Genomic DNA, 16,366 nt, shown 5'->3' on the forward strand with positions numbered 1-16,366 from the left:
CAAGTGAAGATGATAGTGATGGACGTTTACATTCATAGAAAATGCTTTTACGAAAAAGATAGAAAAAAGCCCCCGAAGGAGCTTTTGGTATTGGGCAGATTTATCCGAAATTCTTAAATTCAACAGCGTTTATTGACGCAAATCACTGTTCAATGGCTGAACGAGCGTGACTGGAGTTGTTTCGGAAGCGCGGTTAGTCTTACCATACGTAAGCTTACGCCAGAACGATTCCATTGGCCCGATGTTGAAGCGTTTTAGCCACAACGAGGCAATAATGACGAGCACAACATACACAGCAATACTGAGCATAAGTGTATCAATAGGTTTTATAGAACTAGCCAAATCAAATCCATATGGAAGCAGAAGCACGGTTCCAATGATGGAATGAAGGAGGTAACAAGTCAGCGACATACGTCCAACTTTGGTAAATACCATTAATGCTTTTCGGAGTGCAGGAACATACAATAACAGCATCGCGAGGCTACTCATATAAAACATGCTTCCAGTTAAGTTTCCCTGTTGACCCAGAACCATGAAAAGCTCCATCCAAAATGTATTTTCAGCTGGAATAAGCGTATTCATCATGGAGCTGAACTGAGTGAGGATGAATGCAGCCAAGCTGATGAACCAGATTCGCTTCCAGATCGATTGCTTTGCTTCCATGGTCGTGAAGAAGTCCATCTTTACAAAATACATACCGATCAGGAACATTAGGAACATGGAATAAACTGTAGAAAATGAACTAGCTGCCATCACACCCATGTCTGCCCAGCGAGCTACAAAAGACTCCAAATAGGTAAAGCTGGTATGACTGGATAATGTGAAATCAAAATAAGTGGGCATGTCTGAAGATGCAGTTTTCATCACCGCATTATAGAGCATCATAAATACGGGAGCTAGAAATTGGATCAATATAAGCGCGATAATCCAGCGCAATATCGTTTTAGGCGTGCGAGCATAAAACGCGAGTAGTAAAAATCCGGCTAAGGCGTAAAAAGTCAAAATGTCGCCAACCCATACAAAAGTAATGTGCAATAAGCCAACACAGAATAGAATCAATAACCTGCGGGCAAAAAGCTTTCGAGGATGTTCTACGCGTTGCACGGCTCTATCCATAAAAATCATAAAGCCCACACCAAAGAGAAAAGAAAATAACGTGATGAATTTTCCTTCGGCGAATGTGGAAACGAGGTTGTGGACTAGATCGCTTGAATCCATATCAAATCCCTTCACCGAGTCTACAATCAGAAAGTAATTCACAATAATAATACCAAGCATGGCGAATCCACGGACGATGTCCAGAAAATGAACACGTTCCTTCGGACGAAGTGGTTGCGCAAGGTTCTCTTTTTTTTCATTCATAACATTGCTCCTTTTCATCGTTATGTTTAACATCAAGTGAATCATGGTGTGTGCAAACGTTACTCTTACCTTGAATAACGATAAAGATGGATTCTTAACAGTTTCTGAAAGGGAGCTATATTTCATGGGAGTTGTGACGATTTTGTGACGCATGATTGCTTTCATAAATGGTTAAGATTTGTGATTTATCTTATTACGTAAGTGTTTCTTGTGGACGATATATATTGAGGCACCGTAAATAACATCAGGAATCATGAGGTGAGAAGGGTATGACCCATCGGATATTAGTTGTAGAGGACGATCAGGATATTGGTGATCTATTAGAAGAGTCCCTTCATCGGGCAAACTATGAAGTATTAATAGCGAGAGACGGGCAACGTGCGTTACAACTTGTGGATGACGGGCTGGATTTGATCATTTTGGATATCATGATGCCGGGGATTTCGGGGATTGAAACATGTAAGCAGATCAGAACGTATTCCAACGTTCCCATTCTGTTTCTAACGGCTAAATCGAGCACTCTGGACAAAACGGAAGGTCTTCTTGCAGGCGGGGATGATTACATGACAAAGCCATTTTCAGAAGAGGAGCTGCACGCCCGGGTCATTGCTCAGCTGCGAAGATATAAGATTTACAAGGAGAAAAAAGAGAGCGAAGATACGTTTCTTGTTGGAGGTAAACTAAAAGTCAATGAGCATTTTAATGATGTCTCCAAAGAAGGTCAGCAACTGAAGCTGTCTGATTTGGAGTATCGGATTCTGAAGCTCTTGATGAGCAAACGCAGTAAAATATTTTCTGCACAAAATATATACGAAAGCGTATGGGAACAGCCGTATTTTTATTGTTCAAACAACACGGTGATGGTACACATTCGCAAATTGCGAGCAAAGATCGAGGATGATCCGGCTCACCCGGTTTATATCCTTACCGAATGGGGGAGAGGATACCGTTTTGGCACACCGTAAATTTACACTGACCAAAAAATTAGCCTTAATCATCTTGGTGGCTGCTACGGTAAGTGGTCTGATTTTTTTGACGATGCAGAAGGTAAGTAGTGGGCTGATTGACAGGTATCTTAACTCTGATGCGTACTATGAAAGTGAATCGTCCAAATCCATTGCAAAGTTTAGCAAATATGTTGAGGCGAATAATCTATCTTCAATGGATCGCAAGGCATTTGGGGAATGGGTGAAAAAAGAGAATTATATCATGCTCACCATCTACAAAGACCAGTTACTGCAATATGATTCGAATTACTCCGCGGAAGATGAGTCTGGATATGGGATAGAGCAGGAAACGCTGTATGCTCAGAAACACTCATTTTCGGTCATGTTCAGAGATGGAGAGGGAAGAGTAACGGTAGACGGGTTTTTCTCATCCCGATATTACGATATCGCCTTTACCTTGGAACTACTCAGCGCCACGATGATTTTTCTGTTGATTGTACTGCTGGGCATTCGTCGAAGCCTCGCTTATCTGAGAAAGATTCATGAAGAGATTCACATTCTTGAAGGTGGAGAACTGGAGTATGAGATGACGATTCGGGGCCACGATGAAATAGCGATGATCGCTGAGAGTATCGAGGAACTTCGTAAAGCCTTTCTGGATAAATTGGATGCGATTGAAGCGTTACAAGCGGAGAGCCGCAGTCTTGTCACTGAAATGTCGCACGATATGCGGACCCCGCTGACCTCCTTAATCATGTATTTGGAGTTTGCCAAGAAAGAACGCGGAGACCAAGCGACGGAACATAGCCATTACATCACGAATGCCTACGGAAAAGCCATTCAACTTAAAAAGTTGTCCGATAATTTGTTTGATTATTTCCTTTTGGATAAAGAGCAAGAGGCTGACCTTGAGAGCATAGCTGTGCAGGAGGCTATTTATGATCTGATATCTGATCAGGTTGCCATTCTGCGGCAGGAGCAATTCAAAGTCCGCATTATTGGTGAACTGCCGCAAGTCTATATCACGGTAAATTTGGAGGAACTCGGGCGGGTCTTTGATAATATTTTGTCTAATCTGTTGAAGTATGCAGAACCCAAAGATGAAATCTGCATTAGATTCAACTCTAGCCTGGAGAAGTTTGAGATTCAACTGGCCAATACGATCAAAATTGCCGAGGTTTCTCCAGAAAGTACAGGGCTGGGAGAGAGAATCATAAGCCGGATGATGAGCCGCATGCAAGGGCAATTTCTCAGGAACCAGGATGGGACACATTATAGTGTTGTATCGAGGTTTAGGAAATCCAAGATCTAACCGTAGTATTAAAATGAATTTAATAAAACACAAGGGGTTTAACTACATCTGTGGAGGAATCAGAATGAACCCGATAGAGAAACCTATGAAAGGTGCCTTATTGGCAACCCAATCTACTTTCACCTCACTTATGGCCGCTTATCAATCGATGGTATGGAGATTGGCTTCGCGCTATTTCCGCGACCCACAGGATCGAGATGATGTCGTGCAAGAGACATTCCTGCGGGTATACACGCATATCGAACAAATGAACAGCCAAAAGAATGTCGTAAATTGGATTTATACCATTGGGAGAAATGTATGCTTGGACGTTCTGCGCAAGAAAAAGAGACAGCGTCTTGCCACAACTTCTTTATATGTAGAGGATTCAAATAAATCTCCGGATGCCACATCTGAGCTAATGTCCCATGAACCTGGTCCTGAAGAAAGGCTGATTCAGAACGAGACTTCTTCCGAGCGCAAACGTCGGATCAATGATGCATTTTATCAGATTCCAGGCAAATGGAGGCATTACTTTTATCAGCGGTACTACTTGGAGATGACCGTCAAAGATATCAGTGTATTGAATGATATACCTGAAAATACGGCCAAAACGTATCTCTTTCGAGGAAGAAAACATATGAAGCAACAGTTAGTTGACATCACGTATTGAAATAGGAGATATGACAAATGAAAGATTTAATTACTAAATTCAAAAAAACACCACACATTTTACAAGCGCTTTTGAATATCTGCCTGTTCTTTCTGGCCTTAGCTTTAAGCGCACTTCTCATCAGTGAGACATGGTATATCGTACAAATTGTGTATCAGTCTTTTGTAACTCGTCAGGATAGCTATTATGAAATGTTAGCAGAGCTGCTCGTTTTCTTCTTGTACTTTGAATTTATCGCTTTAATTGTGAAGTACTTCAAGTCTAATTTTCATTTCCCTCTTCGTTACTTTATTTATATCGGAATTACAGCGGTAATCCGATTAATTATCATTGACCATGATCAAGCGATGTCGACGTTCTGGTGGTCTATGGCCATCTTGGTTATGGTTGCTGCTCTGTTTATCGCAAATCGACGCAAAGTCGATCAAGATCACTAAACAAATTGGATGCAGGAGATCACGATGATGAAAAAAGTAATAATTGATGGGAAAGCGATAAGAAGTGTAGAGGATCTGCACGCTATACTTCAGACCGAATTTTCGCTGCAACCAGCTCATTTCGAAAATATGGATACCCTCTGGGAAGGCTTAGTATGGCATGTTCCTGTACCGGTTGAATTGGAATGGATTCATTTTAGTGAGAGCAGAGCTGCAATTGGGCCTTACGCTGATCAAATGATGAATTTACTGTACGAGGTTGATGAGCAACTGGAGGAATTGTTTAGATTTACAGTTAAATTATAAAATTTCAATATATGAAAAATTCACAATAGAGAGACCCAATGTGCTCTACTGCTACATCGCTATTTATCAAACAATCGCAATCCAGTCAACTACTAGCAATGTATAAACGGACCTTCACATTCTGAGGCGAATGTCAATAGAAAAAGCTGCTCCTTTCTCAATCAAAGGGCAGCTTTTTCAATCATGCTGTACGCAAGGTGTGCAGCGATTCGGATGAGCGGATGGTAGGCAACACAATTTACAGGAGCTTATACTTCAAAAATAACTTGCCACAGTGCGCTGACAAACTTATATAAAAAGTAGAACGCAAAGCCAATCAGAAGAACTCCAGCAAGGCTCGAAACGAGCTGCACCATCTTGGCACTCATCATTTTGCGTGTGATGGATACAATGGTGAGCAGACCAAGATCATGTAGCATAATGCCGCATAATATTCCAATAGCCGCAATAATAAAACTGAGTTTGCCTGCCGATTGATAGGAGTCTGATAAGACAACACCAAAGACAGAAACCCAAAACATCAGATTCCCCGGGGAGATCGCAACCAGCAAACCATTACGATAAGTCCGCCAAAAGGAGGGTTTAGTTGGAGACACCTTTCCATCTGTAGTCATGAGGTTGACATCTGAATTACGGATGGATTCGTATCCCAAATAAGCTAAAAATCCTGCACCTGCCAACCATAGCGGAATCTGAACGAATGGAACAGATAACAGCGTAGCAAATCCAAAATACATAGAAATGATTAAAGCCATATCGAGTGTCATGCCACCTAGACCAACCGCCCAGCCATGAAGGAATCCATTTCGCAGTCCCTGCTTGGTCATCTCTACCGTGATTGCGCCTACGGGCATGGCAATAGCAAGTCCAATCAGGATAAACTTCACATAAATCTCCATAATCATTTCCTTTCTGAGAAGATGGGCTGCTGGAAAAAAGCTTGTCCACTTAAAAAAGATGCTTGCTCTAGCAGTCTATGTATCTCTTCATATGGAATGGGAATAAAAAAAGAAACGCTCTCCTCAGGACCTCGGCTCGTATACAGCTTATTCGAAGGAGAGCTTGTTTAGAATGCGATTGATGTTATTCTTTTGCTTGTGGTTGTTGCAACAAAGAGTGCAGAAAAGGGCATTTGGATGGGGCAGTGTCATCATCTCGTAGAAAATACTGTTTATACTCCAGGTTTCCTTCTGCTCCGTATTGCTTCAATTCAGGATGTGCGGGAATCGTGTCATAGGCAGCAAGCCTGGCTCGAATTCTCGGCCCGATGGCTGCGGCCCGCTGTGGCTGCTCATTCCATAAATCAAGTACCCAGCGAGGCGTCATAGCCAGCATGAAATAAGGAAAATGGCGACTTTGTCTTGAGATGTGAGCTGGTGTACCGCAATAAACGAAATACCGTTCCTCGTTATAACAGTACTCCCATAATGGATTCTCGGGGTCTTCCGGGATATCTGCTGGCCATGATTCGGTATCGAGAGCTCGCATCTCACTTAACAGGTTCCAGAAGGATTGTTCGTAAGTGAGCACATCTTTGGATTCCTTTTCTTTTTCAAAAAAAATGACCAGTGATGAATAATCTCCGAAGGAACGTGAAGAAGCTCCATATTCCGTTACAATTTTTGATAATTGCTCCGCAAGAGAAAGACGTGTGGACTGGAAGACAAATCCATATCGGAGATGGCCCAGTGCGTATGCCTGGGTCGCAGGAATGCAGGGAAACCTGGCCTCCCGGTCACTCATCTTGGCGGAGAACAAACGATAAGCATCCCTTTGCCAAAGAGCCAGTGGGAGCTCACCATTTTCCATATCAGTAGAAGAAAACAGTAGCGACATCAGTAAGCCTCCTTTTACTTATAGGATATCGTCTGCAAGCAAAATGGTGACTGTCCATTTATGAAAGTAAACATTGGGTAGACTGTTCAGTGAAATGCGTATCATGATGCAGTTTTGTACCAAGCAGTAACTCCAAAGGGAAAGCAACTAGATGAAACGAAAACAAGGAGCTCATAATTGAGCTCCTTGTTTGCAATTTCCTGCCAAATCTTAACCTATTGGCGGTGCTGGTTGGAGAAATTGCCAAATGACTGACCCTGACCTTGGATTGTCGTGTTAGGCATATTGTAGGGTTGATCGATGTAGGATACATGCTGTGAAGAGGTGTTCGCAAGTTGTTGAGCAAGGTTCGAAATCTGTTGCAATTGTTGAATTGCTGTCTGATGTCCTTGCAATGCCGTTTGAATAATATGCGCAGCTTGCTGCTCGCGCGCGGCCAATTGCTCCAGTTGTTGAGCATTGTTTTGTTCTTGTCTAAGTAATTGTTGATATTGCATGGATGCTTGTTGTGTTTGTTGCGTCAGTTGTTGAGCGAGTTGCGTAATCTGTTGTGATTGTGAAAATTGGTTCATGATGGTGCCTCCTAAGTGTTTGAATTTACCTGTGTATTATGCTGAGGGGTTAGAAGAAATATTCAGGGAGATGTTTTGCTCTAATTGGGGAAGGCTACCTGTTGCGACGATTATTAAGAGGGGAAAGGATTGACGAAATGAGTCAGGCTTCAGGCAAATCATTGGATGAAAAGAAATTGAAATGGTGGCAACTCAGTTTGTTGGGTGTTGCCGGCACGATCGGAACGGGTTACTTTCTCGGCTCAAGTCTAGCCATTACAATCGGGGGACCCGCTGTAGTAATAGCGTACGCACTTGCTGCGTTAGGTACATACGTTGTTTTCGATGCTTTGGCACGCATGACTTCGGACCATCCGGAACAAGGATCATTTCGTTCTTATGCGAAGAAGGCGTTTGGCACATGGGCAGGTTTTGCGAGTGGATGGGTCTATTGGTTTTCGGAGCTTCTCATTATGGGGAGCCAGTTGACCGCACTTTCTATCTTTTCGCGTTTCTGGTTTCCCAGCGTGCCACTCTGGATCTTTGCCGCGGGGTATGGAATCGTCGGTTTATGTATTGTGTTTTTTGGAAACAAGGGATTCGACCGGGTTGAAAATGTACTCGCAGTCATTAAAATAGCTGCTATAATCATGTTTCTTGTTCTGGCGATCGCTTTGCTTGCCGGCTGGATTGGGGGCACCAAATATACACATAAGGTACCGATGGACATGGCTTCCATTTTCCCGAAAGGGGCAGTGGGATTATGGTCTGCATTTCTGTTTGCGTTCTATGCGTATGGAGGTATTGAAGTGCTCGGCATTATGTCGTATCGATTGGAAAAACCGGAGGATGCACCGAAGGCAGGTAAAGTCATGCTTATATCGCTGTCTTTGGTCTATGTTGTGTCCATTGGACTGGCGTTAACGATGGTGCCGCTGTCTGCTTTTAATCCGAAGGAAAGTCCGTTTGTACTTGCGCTGAGTAGTGATCACCTCGCTTTTGTACCGCATTTATTTAACGGTGTCCTGATTGTAGCCGGTTTCTCTACGATGACCGCATCGCTCTATGCGGTGACGTCCATGATGATTACGCTGGCACAGGAGGGGGATGCGCCAAAGTTGTTCTCAAAGAAATGGAAGAAGAAATATCCCCTGTTAGCCTTGTGCCTGATTGGATGTGGTTTGATGGGTACCATTATTATGTCGTTGCTGCTTCCCGGCAAAGTCTACGAATATGTAACCACCGCCGCTGGGTTAATGCTGATGTATAACTGGTTGTTTATCTTGCTCTCTTCGGGTCGGTTGCTGAAATCCCGCACCATAGATGTCATAAAACGCTGGACTGGATTGGTGCTGATCAGCATGGCGATAACAGGAACTCTTTTTCATGGCCTAAGCCGGCCCGGTTTCTTTATTAGTTTGTTGCTGATTTCTCTGATTGCTTTAAGTGATATCATCGTGCAGCGTAAGCGCAAGAAAACATCATCCGCTGCAAATACGGAGCAAGGCGAGCAGAAGGAGCAGGCTGACGAGAACAATCCGTTGAAGGGAGCCGTCTTCCATATTACAGGTATTCGTAAGCAAAGGAACAGAATCAAGTGAAGAACAGGAAATTCTAAAGCTAAACAGGTGGTTACTTCTGAATCTAAGTTGTCTATGGTTTCATCATAAAACATGATCTCTGAGAATTGGGGTCGTGTTTTGCTGTCTTATTATTATATTTCAAGTAGTATAATCATTACGAGATTCGTAGAATAATGTCTCGGATCTTCAGAAAGACAGGTCAACTTCATCCCAGAAAAGTTATGGAGGGAAACAATGAAGAACAAAGGTGTCTGTATGCATGTGTGCCTTTCGAGAAAAATGATTTCTTTAAAATCTCGAACATTCCTTCGCAACGGGCGTACCGAGTTCCTTATAACGTCGTACGAATAAAAAGAGGCCGAAAAGAAGAAGTTATTCTTCATTTCGGCCTCTTTGGTGTTGTGTGTTTAGTTGTGTGTTTGATTGTCTTTAAATGTCTTCGTTTAAAACGTCAGAATTTATTCGCCATCCGGTCTTTTCACTTGCAGCGGTGGGGGAATAAGCCATCCTTTTTCTTTGCTCAAACGAAGAATTCGTACACCAAGTGCCGTTTTGGTAACGTGGTATTTCGCAAACAATGCACCAATATCCTCACGGATGGATTGACCGATAGTCTGACTCGCGGCGATTAATCCAAGAGCAGTATCAGCTGCAATTTTGGCACCTATCTCTGGATCAGTAAACCTTGCACCAGGAGGAATATCCTCTAATGTCACAATGGGTCTCTCAGGAAGAGTCGGAGCGGGCGAGATACCGTTCTCTGTTAGTAAGGCGTCACATTCTTTGATCTCCAGTTTGGCCTGATCCAGCAAGTCTTCTAGAATTTTCCTCAAATCCTTGTCTCCTGCGTGATTCATATAAGCCTGATAACAAGAGACAGCTCCTTTGGCTACCATGGAGCACTCCCATACACTATAAATTTCACCATAATGCATCGGCTCGTTTTTGGGATTACCGCTTAAAATGCCCATCCATGATCCCTCCAAAAATAGTTTTTTTACTACGTTAGGGTTCACATGAAGGAAATATTTTATCCGGTTGAAAAATAGTGCTAAGTTAAAATTTACATCACTTTTATTATGTAAACTAATAAATTGTTGTCGGAAAGATGGTTACATAGACAACTGTAATTATCATCCAAAATGATGTTATGAACTTATTAGAGAATCATTCAAATTTATCCAAATTCACACTCTTGATGTCATTTCTGCACCATTAAAAAAAGCCAGACAGTTATGTTCTGCTGGCTTCTTTCCCTAATTATAAATGTTTAAGCTTTTGTCGAGGTTGGAAACATGGGATTGGCTTCCATGCCAACCCACAACTCCGTTGATTCGAGCTGACCGGCCAGATGTAATAACCAATCTTCACGGCCTTTGGTTGCCATAACCTGGACGCCCATTGGTAAACCGTCTGCTGTCAAATGCAGAGGAAGACTAATGGCCGGCTGACCTGTCAGATTCGCAAGTTGTGTGAACGGGGTGTACGTTAGGCTCGGCTTGAACATCTCATAAATCAGCTCTTGTTGCGCTGTTTTATCCAAATCACTGATAGTCATCAGATGTTGAATCTGCTCCGCATGTGGCGTCAGCTCTCCGACCCGTGGTGCGGGAAAAGCATTGACAGGTGTGATGTAAAAATCATACCTTTCAAACAACCTAGACATCTGCGCAGCCGCCACGTCCCATTCGGCCAAACTGTGCACAAATTCAGCAGCGGATACTTTTTTGCCGGCTTCAGTCAGTACCCATGACTCAATCTCCATATCATCTGCGGTGAGTGAACGACCCAAGCCGTGTTCCATGGATGAAATCATGGCAGCCATCTCGCCGCTGTTCATCATATAATAGTTTTCCATCAGGCGTACGCCATTGACTGGACTTAACTTTTCCTCGACATGATGACCCTGAGCTTCCAGAAAGCGGACTAGTTTCATCACCGCCTCTTCGGCCTCTTCACTGACAGGTGTGCCCACAGGTGAATCCGTCGTATAGGCGATACGCCACTTGCGTTGGTGAGGATAGTTCATATCAGCCAAGTAACTTCCGGGGAATAAAGGTGTATGGAATGCGGCCTCCGGCTGGATAATCTGGAGAGTATCCAGCAGTGCAGCACTGTCTCTGACGGAGCGAGATACTGCAAAATCGATCGAGGCTCCTTGCCATTGTCTTCCCACACCTGGACCAACGGGAGTGCGTCCGCGTGTTGGTTTCAGTCCGAACAAACCGCTGAAGGAAGCGGGAATTCGAATGGAACCACCGCCATCGCTTGCACCGGCAAGCGGTACGATGCCTGATGCTACAGCGGCAGCGGCACCGCCGCTTGAGCCGCCTGGTGAATGATTCACATTCCACGGATTGCGCGTTGGCCCGTGTAGACGTGGCTCGGTTATATTTTTTAGCCCGAATTCTGGTGTATTCGTATGTCCAATCACAATAAAGCCTGCTTCGAGCAGACGAGTTACGAAATTGGAGTTGCGAAGAGCACGATGCTCGCTAAATAGTCGTGAGCCAGAGGTAAGAAATTCACCTTCCAAGGATTGAGAAATATCTTTGAGCAGCAACGGCACACCTGCAAATGGCTGTTCTCCAGGACGAACATTGGTGGCTTCCTGCCTGGCACGAGTTTCATATGTACGAATAACGGCATTAAGTTGTGGGTTCACTTCTTCCAGACGTGCAAAAGCAGCTTCGAGCAATTCAACCGGGGATACTTCCCGGGAGCGAATCAGTTCCGCGAGTCCTATAGCGTCATAGGAGGTATATGAGAATGAAGACATTAGTAATCGTTCCTCTCTGAAAATAGTTCCTGCTTGATATCTTGTTCCAAGTTCCATAAGCCATCGTACCACCTAGGCAGACAAAAGACAAAACGACAAGCCATCATGATAGAAGAAAAACAACAGAAGAAAAAGCACTGCTCACCTCGAAAGGTGAAACAGTGCTTTATTTGCTTGCACACATGAAGATGAGTTACTCCGTGCGAAGTTTAGGTGCAGCTTCAGCAATCGGTATAGAACGTTCCTGTTGTTTGGAGATTGCAAACAGGGCGACCCAGATCAGGATAAAGCCGAGCAATTGCTCCCAGGTTATCAGCGTACGGAATGCAATCCAGTTTACAAGCACGCCGGCCATCGGGAAACTGAGTTCGGCGAGGGTTGCAACAGAAGCTTTGGTGGAAGACAACCCTTTGTAATACAAGAGTAAACTCAGCAAACCTGGTAAAAGCGCCTGACCAAGAATATTCAAAATAACAGCAGCCTGTGCCCCTGTTCCAGCCGGTAGTGTCCAAGGTGCACCTTCATTCCAGGTCATGAAGATCAGGAGTGGAAGGGCAACGACAAAACGAAGGGAGGTCACCGTTTCATATCGAGCCTGCCCCAGCATCAGCCGACCCATGACTGTTGAACCGCCCCACAAAGCTGCGGCACCAAGAGACAGGAGGCTGCCTGCATGAATCCAGTTATTCCAGCTGCCGAGCGGCAGTGAGAAGCCAAACGTAAGCAGGTACGTTCCAGCGAGTGCAATGATGAACAATCCGCCGAAGTGACGCGGGAGTGTTTCTTTTAATAACAATTTCGCAAGTACAATCGCGAAAAGTGGCTGCATTTTTTGCAACAACAATACCGTGTTGGGATCGTTATGGGTAAGGGCCAAAGTGAATAATACCGTTGCCAGCGCAGATCCGCCCCATGAGATAAAGATGACAGCAAGCCAATGACGTGCACGCAATTGTTTCAGATCATCACGAAATTTCCATAATACGGGTATGGCAAAAAGGCTGACGATGATGTGTTCGATTAGAACAATCTGTGTAGAAGTCATCGTTTTTAGCAAAAGGATGCGGAATAAGGGGTCTACGCCCCAGAGGGCTGCGCCTAGCACAACCAGCCAAAATCCGGTGTTGCTTCGTTCCTTGCGATACATTGTTGATGCAGTTGATGTGTTTTCCATATTCAGGACTCCTTCGTCAGAACACGGAATCTTCAGTTGGCAAAATCGACAAAATCCCCCGTCCTTGGCGTACGCCAAATAAACGGGGGATCATTCAAAGACAAGACGTCAGGGAAAAAGACTTCCCAAATACGGCTTGCCGTTGTGTTGATCTTCTCTCATCCGGACTGTACCGTCGGCCTTGGAATTTCACCAAGTCAGTCGCTGCCAGGTAGTCATCATTGACAGCGAGTCGCGGGCTGGTTCTATAAGAACATCACCGCCGGTTGGGAATTGCACCCTACCCCGAAGATCCTATTCAATTAATTAGTGTATTGAACAAGTTGTAACCTTATGAATTTCATCTTATTCCTGTAAACGCTATCAGTTCAAGTGTTTTTTTAGAAAACAATACTCCAGCATCCCTGTTGCCTCCGCAACTGCACAATCTGACCTGCATGATAAGCATCGTGCAGAACCCAGCGGGCAAGCGTCTGAGCCCAGTTTTGTTCGGAATCCATATAAGCTTCCTCAAGTTTCGCTTCCTGTAATGTAGCAAGGGTATCGCGCAACTGCTCAGCCAGTTTAGTGGTTTGTTCCATAAGCTTGCTCCAGCCAGCTTCATTCAAAGGATCACCGGAAATACCAAATGTAGCTACGTTTGAATCAGCAGCGGGTACAGACGGTGCTTTTCCCTGAAGACGTTCCAAAATCCGTTGGTTGTAATAAAACATATGATTGGCCAGTTGCCATATGCTCAGTCCACCTGAAGTCGGAACCCAGGCAGCCTGTTCGGCGTTCAGTCCCTCAAGAGCTTTTGACAATGGGACGATCCAGTTACATTGATCCCAGGTATCTTCATTCTGAATAACCAATACATCTAGTGCTGTGGTGACTGTTTTCATTTTTTGAATTTCATTCCTCTCTTGTCAGACTCATCTCGTTCTTGCTTCATCATGATGGTAACTAGCTAATATGGGTTGAAATGGTTACAATTAATATAACACAATTTTAATGAATGTAACCATCTTTATCTAATTTAGATTGTTACATTAAACGGGGGTTCTTATGGATAGATTATGGACTGATTTTGTAAACAGTGATTATCATGATTGGCGTGGTGGGGATCGATCAGAAGACAGGCTGGGAAACGCAAGCTGGCAGCAAGACTTTTTAAATCGGTGGCAATTAGAAGCGCCAGTACCGGCTTCGATTGAAGAGGAATTCACAATGAGAAGTTTTAGAGATGATTTACAGTCTCTGGCTATTCGATTGTCTATCGGAACGCCCTTCACTGAGAAGGATCAAGCTTGGTTGAACGATTTTATGCGGGCGGGGGAAGTCATCAGACGATTAGTATTACAGGAACAAGGATTGGAAGTTGCACTGGTTCCCATCCATGCACATTGGGTTCAGGTGATGGCGGAGGTTGCCGCTGATTTTGCCATGACACTCGTAGAGGGCGAAGGAAAGAGAATTCGATCCTGTGACAATCCGGACTGCCGCTGGATCTTCTATGATGATACCCGGAGCAGAACACAGAAATATTGCGATGATAAGATGTGTGGCAATCTAATGAAGGTTAGGCGTTTTCGAGCTAAACGTAAACTGAACTCTAATGGGGAAAAGAGTGAAACATAATAATCAAGTTCACCAACGAAGTCCAACCTTTATAATCCGTGAATCTTCATATGGTCGAAGGAAGCACTTCCAGAATTTGATAAATATCGACAATTGATATATAATGTATATATACTAGCAAAAATATAGTCATAAATCTTATGTAAGAACAAGCAATGCGGATCAGATCATTTTACAAACCATTACGATTGGAGAGGTGTCTCATGAGGACAGGTTATCTTTTGAAGAACGGTTGTGTATTATCGATGGATGCTCGTATTGGTCAGTATAACCGGGCAGACGTACTTATTCAGGATTCTTTGATCGCAGCTATTCAGCCCAATATCGAGGTATCCGATGCAGATATTGAGGTCATCGATGCTTCAGGTATGATTATTATGCCTGGGCTGGTGGACACACATCGGCATATGTGGGAATCGCTTGTCAAAACAGCCGGAACAAACTGGTCGCTCCCCGTCTATCTGCAAAATTTGTACTATGGAGCTATGGGAAGCAAGCTTCGTCCCCAGGACAGCTATATCGCCAATCTGCTGGGATCTCTGGAAGCGCTTAATGCAGGCGTCACCACGGTACTGGATTGGAGTATGCCATATTCGGCTGAACATACGGATGAGTTGATTCGAGGACTCGGGGATGCAGGAATTCGTGCTGTTTTTGCCCATGGTGTACCAGGGGAAACGGCGTATTGGAATCGAGACAGCAAGTTATCGTATCCCGAAAATGTTAGAGGTGTTAAAGAGCGATATTTCTCTTCGAATGATCAATTACTCACTTATGGACTTGCTATTCGAGGACCAGAGTTTAGCCATTGGGATGCAACGGTGCAGGACATCCAGCTTGCAGAAGAATTGGACGCGATTTGTTCGATGCATGTCGGGTTCGGCAGCTGGGGATCAGTAGATCGTTCAATCAGTCGAATGTATGAAGCAGGACTACTCAGCCCGCGCATTAATGTTGTTCATGGCAATACGATGGGCATGGATGAATTCAAAATGCTCGCGGACAGCGGAGCCTCGTTGTCGGTCACACCTGAAGTCGAGATGATGATGGGACATGGTTACCCGGCTACAGGATACTTTTTGGAGCATGGGGGTACGCCAACACTTGGCGTAGATGTCGTGACTTCGACGGGTGGAGATATGTTTTCACAGATGAAATTTGCGTTGCAAGCTGAGCGTTCCAGAACGAATGAGTACCTTTTGCAACAGGGTGAGATGCCGGGTGAACTCAGTTTGCAGGCAAGCCAGGTGCTGCGATTCGCAACCTCCGCGGGTGCAAGGGCTTTAGGACTGGAGCATAAAACAGGTTCGCTTACACCGGGAAAAGAAGCGGATGTGATCATGATTCGCACGACGGACTTGAACCTTTTCCCTGTGCATGATCCGATTGGTGCTGTTGTGCAGTTTGCGAATCCGTCTAATGTCGATACGGTCTTTGTTGCGGGAAAACCTGTGAAGCGAGAGGGTAAGCTGTTGCATGTCGATCTGGATGAAATTCGGCGCAAAGCCACGCAGAGTAAGGAATATTTGCTGATGCAATATCGGATGTCCGATGCGAATCGGGTTGTTTTCTCATAATAGAGCTGTCTATAAAATAAATAAAGCAAAAGGGCCGTTCATCCACAATACGGCTCTTTTCTAATCCGTTTTTCGTAGGTTGTTTTCACATTATATTGGGGTTGAAGTAAGCTATGTTGACAAATAGAACGCTTTCTACTAAGATAGCCATATAAGTTAATAATGAATTTAATCAGGATTGTTACTGATCAGCAGGCAAGACCGATTGATAATGCAAACATGAAGAATTG

General features: G+C 44.2%; 16 protein-coding genes and 1 riboswitch. Of the genes, 8 read left to right on the forward strand and 8 right to left on the reverse strand.

Translation table 11 applies throughout. The features are described from left to right. Positions 1 to 129: 129 nt before the first annotated feature. Positions 130 to 1,362, reverse strand: coding sequence for a DUF418 domain-containing protein (locus tag ABIE27_RS09305; RefSeq protein WP_429350371.1), 1,233 nt, complete (start codon positions 1,360 to 1,362; stop codon positions 130 to 132). A gap of 269 nt (positions 1,363 to 1,631) precedes the next feature. On the opposite strand from ABIE27_RS09305, the gene ABIE27_RS09310 reads away from it, so the two are divergent. The 5 genes from ABIE27_RS09310 to ABIE27_RS09330 all read left to right on the forward strand — a co-directional run bounded on the left by ABIE27_RS09310 (position 1,632) and on the right by ABIE27_RS09330 (position 5,016). Beyond that, the gene (locus ABIE27_RS09310) at positions 1,632 to 2,327 is read left to right on the forward strand and encodes a response regulator transcription factor (protein ID WP_123065685.1); all 696 of its coding nucleotides are present in this window, start codon (positions 1,632 to 1,634) and stop codon (positions 2,325 to 2,327) included. Beyond that, the gene (locus tag ABIE27_RS09315; protein ID WP_429350372.1) at positions 2,314 to 3,621 is read left to right on the forward strand and encodes a HAMP domain-containing sensor histidine kinase; all 1,308 of its coding nucleotides are present in this window, start codon (positions 2,314 to 2,316) and stop codon (positions 3,619 to 3,621) included. The genes ABIE27_RS09310 and ABIE27_RS09315 overlap by 14 nt, the downstream gene beginning before the upstream one ends. Positions 3,622 to 3,685: 64 nt before the next feature. Continuing rightward, positions 3,686 to 4,273, forward strand: coding sequence for an RNA polymerase sigma factor (locus tag ABIE27_RS09320; protein ID WP_429350373.1), 588 nt, complete (start codon positions 3,686 to 3,688; stop codon positions 4,271 to 4,273). Between the two features lie 17 nt (positions 4,274 to 4,290). Next, a complete protein-coding gene (gene psiE, locus ABIE27_RS09325) occupies positions 4,291 to 4,710 on the forward strand; it encodes a phosphate-starvation-inducible protein PsiE (protein ID WP_123065682.1) in 420 nt (139 codons plus the stop codon). 27 nt (positions 4,711 to 4,737) lie between these two features. Next, on the forward strand, positions 4,738 to 5,016 hold the full coding sequence (locus ABIE27_RS09330) for a barstar family protein (protein WP_429350374.1): 279 nt from the start codon (positions 4,738 to 4,740) through the stop codon (positions 5,014 to 5,016). A 248-nt stretch (positions 5,017 to 5,264) separates the two neighbouring features. Here ABIE27_RS09330 and ABIE27_RS09335 read toward each other — a convergent pair whose 3' ends face one another. From ABIE27_RS09335 to ABIE27_RS09345, 3 genes are all read right to left on the reverse strand, one after another. After that, complete coding sequence (locus ABIE27_RS09335; RefSeq protein ID WP_123065680.1) at positions 5,265 to 5,915, reverse strand: LysE family transporter; 651 nt, start codon at positions 5,913 to 5,915, stop codon at positions 5,265 to 5,267. A 184-nt stretch (positions 5,916 to 6,099) separates the two neighbouring features. After that, positions 6,100 to 6,852, reverse strand: coding sequence for a YqcI/YcgG family protein (locus ABIE27_RS09340; protein ID WP_429350375.1), 753 nt, complete (start codon positions 6,850 to 6,852; stop codon positions 6,100 to 6,102). Between the two features lie 215 nt (positions 6,853 to 7,067). Next, the gene (locus ABIE27_RS09345; protein ID WP_429350376.1) at positions 7,068 to 7,424 is read right to left on the reverse strand and encodes an AMP-dependent synthetase and ligase; all 357 of its coding nucleotides are present in this window, start codon (positions 7,422 to 7,424) and stop codon (positions 7,068 to 7,070) included. 137 nt (positions 7,425 to 7,561) lie between these two features. Between ABIE27_RS09345 and ABIE27_RS09350 the strand changes: the two genes are divergently transcribed. Continuing rightward, a complete protein-coding gene (locus ABIE27_RS09350) occupies positions 7,562 to 9,004 on the forward strand; it encodes an amino acid permease (RefSeq protein ID WP_429350377.1) in 1,443 nt (480 codons plus the stop codon). Positions 9,005 to 9,444: 440 nt separating this feature from the next. Here ABIE27_RS09350 and ABIE27_RS09355 read toward each other — a convergent pair whose 3' ends face one another. From ABIE27_RS09355 to ABIE27_RS09370, 4 genes are all read right to left on the reverse strand, one after another. Then, positions 9,445 to 9,957 (reverse strand): DUF3231 family protein, encoded by a 513-nt coding sequence (locus ABIE27_RS09355; protein WP_123065676.1) that lies wholly within the window; start codon positions 9,955 to 9,957, stop codon positions 9,445 to 9,447. A 299-nt stretch (positions 9,958 to 10,256) separates the two neighbouring features. Continuing rightward, complete coding sequence (locus ABIE27_RS09360; RefSeq protein WP_429350501.1) at positions 10,257 to 11,765, reverse strand: amidase; 1,509 nt, start codon at positions 11,763 to 11,765, stop codon at positions 10,257 to 10,259. 193 nt (positions 11,766 to 11,958) lie between these two features. Beyond that, positions 11,959 to 12,939: a DMT family transporter gene (locus tag ABIE27_RS09365; RefSeq protein WP_429350378.1), complete on the reverse strand. Its 981-nt coding sequence runs from the start codon at positions 12,937 to 12,939 to the stop codon at positions 11,959 to 11,961. A gap of 146 nt (positions 12,940 to 13,085) precedes the next feature. Then, a riboswitch (FMN riboswitch) is annotated at positions 13,086 to 13,236 on the reverse strand. Between the two features lie 83 nt (positions 13,237 to 13,319). Next, positions 13,320 to 13,823, reverse strand: coding sequence for a DinB family protein (locus ABIE27_RS09370; protein ID WP_123065674.1), 504 nt, complete (start codon positions 13,821 to 13,823; stop codon positions 13,320 to 13,322). A gap of 163 nt (positions 13,824 to 13,986) precedes the next feature. Here ABIE27_RS09370 and ABIE27_RS09375 point away from each other — a divergent pair, with 163 nt between their 5' ends. Together ABIE27_RS09375 and ABIE27_RS09380 are read left to right on the forward strand one after the other, a co-directional pair. Continuing rightward, positions 13,987 to 14,559, forward strand: coding sequence for a CGNR zinc finger domain-containing protein (locus ABIE27_RS09375; protein ID WP_429350379.1), 573 nt, complete (start codon positions 13,987 to 13,989; stop codon positions 14,557 to 14,559). 203 nt (positions 14,560 to 14,762) lie between these two features. Continuing rightward, a complete protein-coding gene (locus tag ABIE27_RS09380) occupies positions 14,763 to 16,136 on the forward strand; it encodes an amidohydrolase family protein (RefSeq protein ID WP_123065672.1) in 1,374 nt (457 codons plus the stop codon). Positions 16,137 to 16,366: the final 230 nt, after the last annotated feature.

It is taken from the genome of Paenibacillus sp. 4624 (assembly GCF_050435065.1).
Classification (GTDB): Bacteria; Bacillota; Bacilli; order Paenibacillales; family Paenibacillaceae; genus Paenibacillus; species Paenibacillus amylolyticus_D.

Coding starts and splice junctions, on each gene's coding strand:
- ABIE27_RS09335 (WP_123065680.1), bottom strand. CDS start 5,915: ATGGAGATTTATGTGAAGTTTATCCTGATTGGACTTGCTATTGCCATG.
- ABIE27_RS09340 (WP_429350375.1), bottom strand. CDS start 6,852: ATGTCGCTACTGTTTTCTTCTACTGATATGGAAAATGGTGAGCTCCCA.
- ABIE27_RS09310 (WP_123065685.1), top strand. CDS start 1,632: ATGACCCATCGGATATTAGTTGTAGAGGACGATCAGGATATTGGTGAT.
- ABIE27_RS09375 (WP_429350379.1), top strand. CDS start 13,987: ATGGATAGATTATGGACTGATTTTGTAAACAGTGATTATCATGATTGG.
- ABIE27_RS09350 (WP_429350377.1), top strand. CDS start 7,562: ATGAGTCAGGCTTCAGGCAAATCATTGGATGAAAAGAAATTGAAATGG.
- ABIE27_RS09360 (WP_429350501.1), bottom strand. CDS start 11,765: ATGTCTTCATTCTCATATACCTCCTATGACGCTATAGGACTCGCGGAA.
- ABIE27_RS09320 (WP_429350373.1), top strand. CDS start 3,686: ATGAACCCGATAGAGAAACCTATGAAAGGTGCCTTATTGGCAACCCAA.
- ABIE27_RS09370 (WP_123065674.1), bottom strand. CDS start 13,823: ATGAAAACAGTCACCACAGCACTAGATGTATTGGTTATTCAGAATGAA.
- ABIE27_RS09380 (WP_123065672.1), top strand. CDS start 14,763: ATGAGGACAGGTTATCTTTTGAAGAACGGTTGTGTATTATCGATGGAT.
- ABIE27_RS09365 (WP_429350378.1), bottom strand. CDS start 12,939: ATGGAAAACACATCAACTGCATCAACAATGTATCGCAAGGAACGAAGC.
- ABIE27_RS09345 (WP_429350376.1), bottom strand. CDS start 7,424: ATGAACCAATTTTCACAATCACAACAGATTACGCAACTCGCTCAACAA.
- ABIE27_RS09305 (WP_429350371.1), bottom strand. CDS start 1,362: ATGAATGAAAAAAAAGAGAACCTTGCGCAACCACTTCGTCCGAAGGAA.
- ABIE27_RS09355 (WP_123065676.1), bottom strand. CDS start 9,957: ATGGGCATTTTAAGCGGTAATCCCAAAAACGAGCCGATGCATTATGGT.
- ABIE27_RS09330 (WP_429350374.1), top strand. CDS start 4,738: ATGAAAAAAGTAATAATTGATGGGAAAGCGATAAGAAGTGTAGAGGAT.
- psiE (WP_123065682.1), top strand. CDS start 4,291: ATGAAAGATTTAATTACTAAATTCAAAAAAACACCACACATTTTACAA.